Annotated in this window: 10 protein-coding genes and 1 riboswitch; of the genes, 1 reads left to right on the top strand and 9 read right to left on the bottom strand. The window is 35.0% G+C overall.

Translation table 11 applies throughout. The features are described 5' to 3' along the window. The 3 genes from N2Z72_06215 to N2Z72_06205 all read right to left on the bottom strand — a co-directional run. Positions 1-597: Plug domain-containing protein (locus tag N2Z72_06215; protein ID MCX7697272.1), on the bottom strand; the 597-nt coding region annotated here is incomplete at its 3' end. Then, on the bottom strand, positions 594-1,553 hold the full coding sequence (locus N2Z72_06210; protein ID MCX7697271.1) for a T9SS type A sorting domain-containing protein: 960 nt from the start codon (positions 1,551-1,553) through the stop codon (positions 594-596). The genes N2Z72_06215 and N2Z72_06210, both read right to left, overlap by 4 nt. After that, on the bottom strand, positions 1,550-2,299 hold the full coding sequence (locus N2Z72_06205) for a hypothetical protein (GenBank protein ID MCX7697270.1): 750 nt from the start codon (positions 2,297-2,299) through the stop codon (positions 1,550-1,552). The genes N2Z72_06210 and N2Z72_06205 overlap by 4 nt, the downstream gene beginning before the upstream one ends. A gap of 51 nt (positions 2,300-2,350) precedes the next feature. Then, a riboswitch (cobalamin riboswitch) is annotated at positions 2,351-2,553 on the bottom strand. Positions 2,554-2,696: 143 nt separating this feature from the next. Between N2Z72_06205 and N2Z72_06200 the strand changes: the two genes are divergently transcribed. Then, positions 2,697-3,059 (top strand): CoA-binding protein, encoded by a 363-nt coding sequence (locus N2Z72_06200; protein ID MCX7697269.1) that lies wholly within the window; start codon positions 2,697-2,699, stop codon positions 3,057-3,059. Here the strand turns inward: N2Z72_06200 and rpe are convergent. The 6 genes from rpe to N2Z72_06170 all read right to left on the bottom strand — a co-directional run bounded on the left by rpe (position 3,045) and on the right by N2Z72_06170 (position 7,796). After that, a complete protein-coding gene (gene rpe / locus N2Z72_06195) occupies positions 3,045-3,701 on the bottom strand; it encodes a ribulose-phosphate 3-epimerase (protein ID MCX7697268.1) in 657 nt (218 codons plus the stop codon). The genes N2Z72_06200 and rpe overlap by 15 nt on opposite strands. Beyond that, the gene (gene elbB, locus N2Z72_06190; GenBank protein MCX7697267.1) at positions 3,698-4,351 is read right to left on the bottom strand and encodes an isoprenoid biosynthesis glyoxalase ElbB; all 654 of its coding nucleotides are present in this window, start codon (positions 4,349-4,351) and stop codon (positions 3,698-3,700) included. The genes rpe and elbB overlap by 4 nt, the downstream gene beginning before the upstream one ends. Positions 4,352-4,468: 117 nt before the next feature. Beyond that, positions 4,469-4,909: a lipocalin family protein gene (locus N2Z72_06185; GenBank protein MCX7697266.1), complete on the bottom strand. Its 441-nt coding sequence runs from the start codon at positions 4,907-4,909 to the stop codon at positions 4,469-4,471. Between the two features lie 37 nt (positions 4,910-4,946). Beyond that, entirely contained in the window at positions 4,947-5,384 is a 438-nt protein-coding gene (locus tag N2Z72_06180; GenBank protein MCX7697265.1) for a lipocalin family protein, read from the bottom strand. A 71-nt stretch (positions 5,385-5,455) separates the two neighbouring features. After that, the gene (locus tag N2Z72_06175; GenBank protein MCX7697264.1) at positions 5,456-6,400 is read right to left on the bottom strand and encodes a DMT family transporter; all 945 of its coding nucleotides are present in this window, start codon (positions 6,398-6,400) and stop codon (positions 5,456-5,458) included. Beyond that, complete coding sequence (locus tag N2Z72_06170) at positions 6,372-7,796, bottom strand: DUF5106 domain-containing protein (protein MCX7697263.1); 1,425 nt, start codon at positions 7,794-7,796, stop codon at positions 6,372-6,374. The genes N2Z72_06175 and N2Z72_06170 overlap by 29 nt, the downstream gene beginning before the upstream one ends. Between the last annotated feature and the right edge of the window lie 5 nt (positions 7,797-7,801).

The following is a 7,801-nucleotide window of genomic DNA, read 5'->3' as shown; positions in this document are numbered from 1 at the left end:
ATTGGGATCACCAAAAGCATTATTGATGAAATGATAGTCGTTATTAGATCGAGAAAAACTAAATGAAGGTGCTGTACGATGTTTTTTCCACTTATTTTCCCATTTGAGTAAAGTTCTCATCGTTTTATATGAGCCATACTCTATTACAAAAGCTTTTTTAGTTGAACTTCTTTCATCTAATGCTAATATAGCTCCAGGTCCTCCGGGGAAAATGGCAGCCGATAATGAACCTGGAAACAATGCAGATTTTCCTACTTCTAAAAGCCCTAAACCATAAATCAAAGGTTGACCCAAAAAGGAAGAATTAATGGGAAAACCATTCCATAGCATAAGAGTGTGATTACTACCTAGGCCATGAAAGGAAAAAGACACGTTCCCTCCTGGATTATATGTCTTTAAGTGCATGGGCGATGAAAGTTCAAGCTGTTGAGTAAGAAGAACATTGCTTGTGGTATCAGTTGGTTGTATGTTCCACATACCAATTTTAGACTTTGCTTCAATGATATTAATTTCAGGTAATATGAAACTGGTATCTTTTTGGGAAAAGCATTGACAGTAAATTACAAGAAAAACGGTAAAAAAACAAATTTTTTTCATTTTTTTATAAGCAAAGTTGACACTTGATCATTAATTTGCATAATGTAGGTTCCGGGCAAAAGCTTAGAAAGATCAATTCGACTAGGAGGTTGGGAGTAAACAATTTCTATTCTGCCAGTTAAATCAAAAAGTTCTATTTTTTCCGTGTTGATTTTTAAAAATATATAATCTGTGACAGGATTTGGATAAAAAAGAGTAGAAGTATTTATTTCAGGCAAAAAGGCGAAGCCATGAATAATTCCTAAGGCATCGAGGTCAAAACCACAGGAAGCGAAGGGGGTAGGAAAAGGATCATTGATCAAATTACCGAAGGCATCTTTTGTTCCAAAAGAAGAATCTATAGATCCACCTACATCAATAATTCGAACGTATTTGATATGTTGTTTTTCGTCTCTGGGCATATCGGTAAGATCCGATAGGTCAAATGGAGTACCATAGAGAGCTCTGTATTTGCCAGCCAAGTTGTTGATAAGTCTAGCGTCCAGGGTGTCGAAAGGCCCCACCTGGGTGATAGTTTGGGTGAGAGAGTGCGCAGGAAAACGATAAAAATGTTCACCATCTGAGCTTACTTCAACCAATGCAAGTTCTAAAAAACTGTTCGAAAAACCATTTTCAAAAATGGCAAAGTCAAATCCTGGTCCATCAAAAATCTCAAAAGGGTAAAAAGTCAAAATAGCCACACCTTTATCACCCAAACTCACCACTTGGTTGTCGGCTTTCCCAAGAGCGTTTTCGGGCGTTCCGTAAGATGCTCGATTAGAGCCATTGGCAGTCGTTGTTGTATCATTTATGTTGATATAACCTCGTAACACCTGACATGAGGTTGCCCACCCAATAAAAATAGATGAATCTGCATGAATGGCTGTTGATCCTAATTCACCAGCTGGTGGTGGATATTGTGCCCTGCCACCCTGGGCAACCCACCAACAAAAAACAAAAAGTACGATTTTTTTCATTTTTGAATTAAAATCAATTCACTGTAAGGAACTTTTCCTTCTATCCATCGAAAAATAACGGGTCCAGTTTCAAAATTTTCGATGTCAAAAACATGATTGTTAGGATAAATTTCCCCGATTTTTCTTCCATCTAAAGAAAAAACATCAATTCTGGACACATTGTGCTTAATAAAGCCTTTTTCTTTTAAAGGATTAGGATGAATATAGGATCGAGGTACTTTGAAGCTTACAAGGGAAGCAGGATTATTTGCAGGTACTGGGTTTTCTGGAAGGTAAACCGGTAAAAAATTTGAGTCCCATGGTGTGAAAGAAGCGCCAAACCATAGAGAATCCTTAAGAATTTCACTCAAACCACTGTTCATAATCCAATTACCAAAAACCTTGGGTGAATTGAAAGTAGCAAAGTAATAATTGTTGGTACCTCCGATGGCTTGATGCGAACCGTAATAGGCAGACATAAGAAATCCGCCTTGAATGATAAAACTCAGTCCCGCATCTACAGAGTCGATGTCATGGAACATGTCTTCAGCGTCTGTGTTAGTAGTGTCATTAAATCGATAACCCCATACAAAACATTCAGGTTGGAGATTGTCATTAAAGTCTACAACAAGAGCTGCTTTGTATGGCCCGTTGCCTATCCAGAAGGTGATATCACTAAAACTAAAATTGTTTTGAGAAAAGAATTTGTGGGGCATTGTAAAAAATAAAATGCCTACCATACGTACGAGAAAAATGCTTTTTTTCATAGTTAAAAATTTTTTTGATTGACTTTTCTGTACCTTTTGACCCCGAAAGGTAGCAGACGAACATGAGCTGGCAGGTCTTCTGGCTTGTCCCAGCTTAGACGCCTTCCCGTTCTTACGAACAGTGGCAAGGAGAATTTGCCTAAGCTACGTTTAGGGACTCACAGCAGCGGGCACTGCTCGGGATTTTCACCCGATTCCCTCTTAGCTCTCCTTCCTTGATAAAGAAGAAGAGAACCAACCCGTGCAAAAATAAAAAAAATTGATATCATTAGAAGTAAACGGAAATAATTCTTTTGTATAGATATTACATTTTTTTAAAAACTAATATACATATTTGACTAACAAGATCAATTTGCATAAAGGCCTTGAATTTATTATATTTACAAAAAGAGGGGAGATGGAAAAAGTTACAGTGATCATTGGCGCCAGTCCCAATCCTGATCGATATTCTTATATTGCAACTTTGCTTTGCATACAGTATGGCATACCTATTTACCCTGTAGGTGTTAGAGACGGAATCATTGGAAATATACCTATTGTGACTTGTAAAACAAAATTTGAAAAAGTTCACACCGTATCCTTGTATATATCTGAAGAAAAACAGAAAGAATGGTATGAATACATCTTTTCCCTTGAACCCCAGAGAATTATATTCAATCCTGGTACTTATAATCCCGAACTTGAAAAACTAGCCTACTCCAAAGGCATAGAGTGCGTGTTAAATTGTATGATAACCATGCTTCATTCAGGTACTTACTAGAGTTTTAATAGCTTGAATATATTGAGCTTTATTTTTTTGAGTAAAAAGAGCATTGCCTATTACCAAGATGTCAGCTCCATGTTGTACGAGCAAGGAAACATTTTCTTTACTGATTCCTCCGTCTACTTCAATGAGGGTGGATGTTTTTAGATCATCGATGAGATTACGAAGCTGTTTGACTTTTGTAAGTGAATGGGGAATAAATTGTTGACCTCCAAAACCTGGATTGACCGACATGACAAGAACCATATCAGCATCGCAAAGAGTAGATTCTAAAACAGAAACCGGTGTATGAGGATTGATTACCACACCAGCCTTGGTTCCATTTTTTTTAATGAGCTCTATTACTCTGTGCAGATGGTCTTGTCCTTCGTAGTGAATACTAATGAAAGCTGGTTTGTATTCTAAAAATTTTTCAATGTAACGTTCAGGTTTGTAAATCATGAGATGAATATCGAGAGGTTTTTTGGCTACGTTAGCAATAGCATCAATGACTGGAAAACCTAAAGAAATGTTGGGCACAAAAAGCCCATCCATTACATCGATATGAATGAAATCAACTTCGCTCTGGTTTAATTCTTCGATTTCTTCTTCTAATCGGAGAAAATTTGCTGAAAGAATAGATGCAGAAATTTGTATCATGACATAAGCTCAAATAATTCTTTTATGGCCTTGTAAGCTCCTTCATATATTTCACTAATGCGAGAAGCTAACATGTAGCAAGGTGTGGTTACTATTTTATGGTTCTTATCAACTACAACACCAGTGGCATTAGTTTCGACGTGTTTTGCTCCAAATTGATTGATGTGACCAGCAGTATTTTGATCGGAACCTATGGTAACTTGAACATCTTGTCCAATGATTTTGGCAATAACTACGGGTGCGATACATAAGGCTGCAATAGGTTTTTTAGCTTTGTAAAAAGCTTTAACTATGTTTTCAAAAACTGGATCCACAGAGAAGTTTTCGCCTTTAAAAGCGTAATCTGATAGGTTTTTGGCAACACCATAACCACCGGGAATGACCAGGGCGTCAAAGTCGTTTGCACTTAGATTTTCCAAAGGTTGGATCTTTCCTCTAGCAATACGAGCTGCTTCGACCAGTACATTTCGTGTTTCTTTACTTATTTCTCCGTTCAAGTGATCAATAACGTGTGCTTGATTTTTGTTAGGTGCAAAGAGGGTGTATTCACCTCCCAGTTGATCAATGGCTAACATAGACATGATGGCTTCATGAATTTCTGAGCCGTCAAATACTCCACAACCTGATAAGATAACTGCTACTCTTTTCATGGTTTTTTTGTATAAAATTAAATAAGAATTAATAATTGGAATTGATTTTGTGTCAAAACATACTATAACGGAATAAAAAAACCCGCCAATAGGCGGGTAAAAAAGTTCATTATTGTTTTAATAACTTACATAATATTCCTTGTAACGATTGTTGTTCTCGTCTTTGTATTCGATCCATAATTCATTGTTCTTTAATCTCAAAATAGTGAAAGTTGTCTCATAAGAGTAAGGTACTCCCATGTAAACGCCTGTGTACTTAACTTTAACCTGAGAATAATTGTCGATTTCTTCCCATGTACCTGTTAATGTAAATGATACAGATCCATCATAAGAAACACTTTCGAATGTGTTGTCTTTCTTAAATTCAATGTATCCCTTCTTTTCATCTTCGGAAAGAGTCTGTTCTTGATCGTTGAAGAAATGCTTCTCAATTTTCCACTTATTAACTAATCTAGCCTTCTTAGGGAGAAAGCTGATAGCAGGGCCTTCTTCGTATTTACCACAAGAAACCAGGGTAAATAGGATCATAATTGTTACGATAGACAAATAATTTTTCATGTTATTATTTTTTTGTATTACAAAGGTAGAAAATTTTTTAATAGGTTACCAAATGATATTCATAAGTCTCGTTATTTTTCACTTGTTTAACCCATAGTTCATTGTTTGTTAGCCTTAGGATGATGTATTCATCTTCTAGTGTGACGGGAAAGCCCAAGAAGGTTCCACTAACTTTAATTCTGACTTTATTATAATGATCTACTTCTTCCCATGTTCCTGTAAAGGTATATGTTAAACTACCCGAGTAAGAAACTACTTCAGCTGTATTATCGTTTTTTAAATTCCAGTATCCTTTTTTCTCATCTTCACTCAAAGTTTGTTCTTGGTCGTTTATAAATTTCTTTTCCATTTTCCATTTATTGACGAGGCGAACCTTCCTGGGAATAAGACTTACAGCCGGTCCATCTTCGTAGCTGCTACACGAAAAAAATGTACATAAAACTAATGCTAATGAAATAAACACTTTCTTATTCATAATTTTTTTTTGATAAGCAAAAATAAAAAAATTCGAAGAATTATCTTAATTTTTTGTGATGAAAAGAGTTTTTAAGAACCGTTTTTATTTGGATCATAGTATTTATTTTTCATAGAAATGAAAAGGAAACCAATGATAGTAAGGAGGCCACCTATTGTTTGATGAACCAGGGGAAGTTTATGTAAAAAAATAAAAGAAGCAATAAGGACAAACAAAGAACGAACTGATGAGAGAAAGGAATACGTACTCATTTTGAGCAAAGAGAGAGCTTTATATCCAGCAATGGTAGCAAGAAAAGGGCCAAAAAAAGAAGCTAAGAAGATCAAGAAAGCTTGTTCGAAAGGAATTGAAAGGTTATATTTTTTTGGCTCTAGCATCAAAAAGATGATAACAAAGCTCAACAGAAAGAAAAGTCTATTAACAGCGAAAGCTACTGGATGGAAAGAACTTATCCTATACTTTAAAATGGTTTTACCAGCTTGACTTATAAGTGAAGAAATTAAAATTATTCCAGCATTCTCAAACATAAACCCATGAACAGTTATATTTTTCTGGTAGGAAATCATAATAAGACCGGCAAAAGTAATGACCATTCCTATAACTTCAAGCAATTTGAAACGCTCTTTATGAAAGATATATCCTAAAATCAAGGCATAAATTGGACTCACGTTGGTCATAAAAGATACGATGCTGGGATTAGGAGTAGATTCAATAGCTTTGAACCACATAACAGTTGCCACAGCGTCTAAAAATCCAATCGAGAACATAAAAAGTGGAAAACGAAAAATATCTATGATTGATTGATAAGTCTTTGGATCAAAAAAAACGATGAGTAAATTCCAAAAAAAACCTGAAAGGAACCAGTAGAAACCAAATACAGGGAAAGATAAATTGTTTAGCAAAAGCTTGGTCGATAGATATACGACTGTAAGAGAAAGTATCTCTATAAAAACAAAAAACACACCAACTTGTGAATAAGGTAATGCGTCAATCTTTGAAAAGAGGCTTTTTTTCATAGAATTTCAGAAAAGAATCAATCTGTTCTACAGGTATTCGTTTAGCTATAATACGCTTTCTATGATCAAGAATATATACGACAGGAGTTGAATAAATATCATAAGATTCGTGAAAATTACCATACGCTGTTCGAGTCCCATTAACATTGATAAAATCACCCATTTTTTTCTCGATAATGCCTTTTTTCCAGCGGGTGAGGCTTGAATCGGTACATACCGCATAAACTTTGATATTCAAACTGTCTTTAATTCTTTGAAAATATTCAATAAGTTTTGGTGTTTCCTTTGCACAATGACCACATTGGGGATCCCAAAAATATAGAATCACATATTTGGCTTTGATTGAGTGCAAAGATACGAGATTGTTGTTGGTATCGATTAGAATCAATTCAGGAGCAATTTTACCAATTAAGTTGGGTTTTATTTTATCAGCTTTTTCAATCATTTTTTTAGTTGTTTTCTCAGAAACCCAATAGGCAAGACCTGGCCTATAAATTTTATCAACCAAATAAACAAAAACAGCATCCATACCCATAACCTGGGATGTTTCTGAGGTATAGGTAAGATACCAAACAGTATATTTGAACAATTCTTTGTTACTTTTTACCTTTTCAATAAATGCATCTGCCTCCTTGATGATTGTGTCGGGGATTTGAGGTATGACTTTGGTAAAATATGTTTCCAACTTGTTGTGAAAAATGGGAGTTCGCAATAGTCTATCATCTGCTAGATCTACGTTGTCCCAAAAATGTTTACGATAATACATGTAAATGAAAAGAGAATCTTTTTTGCCGTTTTCAAGAACAGGTACATTTTTAGGTTCTTCAGGGTCCTTCGATGCTATAAGTGTTTTAGTAAGTAGGCTTTGAGGATATTTTTTAATCAAATCAGTCTTGTAATTAATGACTTCTTCATTGAGCTTTTTGATTTTTTCTTCAAGCAATTTCAAACTATCTGATTGAGAATTTCTTTCTTTCAAAGATTTGTATTTTTTAGATAAATTCTCCGCATCTTTTGCTTTGCTAGTAACATAACGTTGGTAGTTATTAAATACTATGTTGTCTTCAGATCCTTTGATTTTAAGAGTATTAATAAAATCTGACGTATCGGCTTCGAAACGAATGTTTCTATCTTTATCGAGAATAAACTCAAAATACTTTTTGTCAGGAAACACAAAGAAATAAATGCCGCCTTTGACAGTATCTTTTTTCTCGAACGTAGCAAGACCTGTTTTGTCGGCTCGGGCAGTATCAAGTACGTACTGATACTTACCATAATAGTATCCGATCAAAATGTTGGTATCTTTCCAGTTGGTTTTAAGATAGATTTTGTATCCCTGTGCACTTAACTGCAAAGTAAACATAAACCCAATCAAGAGATAAATTATCTTTTTCATATGTT

This window comes from Bacteroidales bacterium (genome assembly GCA_026418905.1).
Lineage (GTDB): Bacteria > Bacteroidota > Bacteroidia > Bacteroidales > DTU049 > JAOAAK01.
The sequence above is the reverse complement of the archived record's forward strand: the minus strand, read 5'-3'. Positions and strand labels throughout refer to the sequence as shown.

Coding starts and splice junctions, on each gene's coding strand:
- elbB (MCX7697267.1), bottom strand. CDS start 4,351: ATGAAAAGAGTAGCAGTTATCTTATCAGGTTGTGGAGTATTTGACGGC.
- N2Z72_06200 (MCX7697269.1), top strand. CDS start 2,697: ATGGAAAAAGTTACAGTGATCATTGGCGCCAGTCCCAATCCTGATCGA.
- N2Z72_06175 (MCX7697264.1), bottom strand. CDS start 6,400: ATGAAAAAAAGCCTCTTTTCAAAGATTGACGCATTACCTTATTCACAA.
- rpe (MCX7697268.1), bottom strand. CDS start 3,701: ATGATACAAATTTCTGCATCTATTCTTTCAGCAAATTTTCTCCGATTA.
- N2Z72_06185 (MCX7697266.1), bottom strand. CDS start 4,909: ATGAAAAATTATTTGTCTATCGTAACAATTATGATCCTATTTACCCTG.
- N2Z72_06210 (MCX7697271.1), bottom strand. CDS start 1,553: ATGAAAAAAATCGTACTTTTTGTTTTTTGTTGGTGGGTTGCCCAGGGT.
- N2Z72_06170 (MCX7697263.1), bottom strand. CDS start 7,796: ATGAAAAAGATAATTTATCTCTTGATTGGGTTTATGTTTACTTTGCAG.
- N2Z72_06205 (MCX7697270.1), bottom strand. CDS start 2,299: ATGAAAAAAAGCATTTTTCTCGTACGTATGGTAGGCATTTTATTTTTT.
- N2Z72_06180 (MCX7697265.1), bottom strand. CDS start 5,384: ATGAATAAGAAAGTGTTTATTTCATTAGCATTAGTTTTATGTACATTT.